The organism is Sphingomonas sanguinis NBRC 13937 (assembly GCF_001591005.1).
Taxonomy (GTDB): domain Bacteria; phylum Pseudomonadota; class Alphaproteobacteria; order Sphingomonadales; family Sphingomonadaceae; genus Sphingomonas; species Sphingomonas sanguinis.
Genome location: NZ_BCTY01000126.1, coordinates 1 through 846, shown reverse-complemented (window position 1 = coordinate 846; position 846 = coordinate 1). Strand labels below are relative to the sequence as shown.

1 pseudogene is annotated in these 846 nt (G+C 64.4%); it reads right to left on the bottom strand.

What is annotated here, in order from left to right:
- Positions 1 to 846, bottom strand: a pseudogene (adh, locus tag SSA01S_RS18885) (aldehyde dehydrogenase); the annotation flags it as partial.

Here is an 846-nt window from a genome sequence, read left to right as displayed (position 1 = left end):
CCGGGCCGAAAATTTCCTCCTGGAACACGCGCATCTTGTTGTGGCCGCTGAGCACGGTCGGCTTGACGTAATAGCCCTCCAGCCCCTCGGGCCGATTGCGGGTGCCGCCGGTCAGCACCTTCGCGCCCTCGTCGCGCCCGATGTCGAGATAGCCGAGGATCTTGTCCATCTGCTCCTGCGAGGCTTGCGCGCCGACCATGGTGGCGGGGTCGAGCGGATCGCCCTGGATCATCGCCTCGACCCGCGCGACCGCCTTTTCCATGAAGCGGTCATAGATGGATTCGTGCACCAGCGCGCGGCTGGGGCAGGTGCACACCTCGCCCTGGTTGAGCGCGAACATGGCGAAGCCCTCGATCGCCTTGTCGAGATAATCGTCATCCTCGGCCGCGACGTCGCCGAAAAAGATGTTGGGGCTCTTACCGCCCAGCTCCAGCGTGACCGGGATCAGGTTTTCCGACGCATAGGACATGATGAGCTGTCCGGTCGTCGTCTCGCCGGTAAAGGCGATCTTGGCGATGCGCGGGTTCTGCGCGAGCGGCTTGCCCGCCTCGACACCGTATCCGTTGACGATGTTGAGCACGCCTTCGGGCAGCAGGTCGGCGATTAGTTCGGCCAGCACCATGATCGAGGCGGGTGTCTGCTCGGCGGGTTTCAGCACCACGCAATTGCCCGCCGCCAGCGCGGGCGCCAGCTTCCAGCAGGCCATCAGCAGCGGGAAGTTCCACGGGATGATCTGCCCCACCACGCCCAGCGGCTCGTGGAAGTGATAGGCGACGGTATCGTGGTCGATCTCCGAAATGCCGCCTTCCTGCGCGCGGATGCAGCCCGCGAAATAGCGGAAATGAT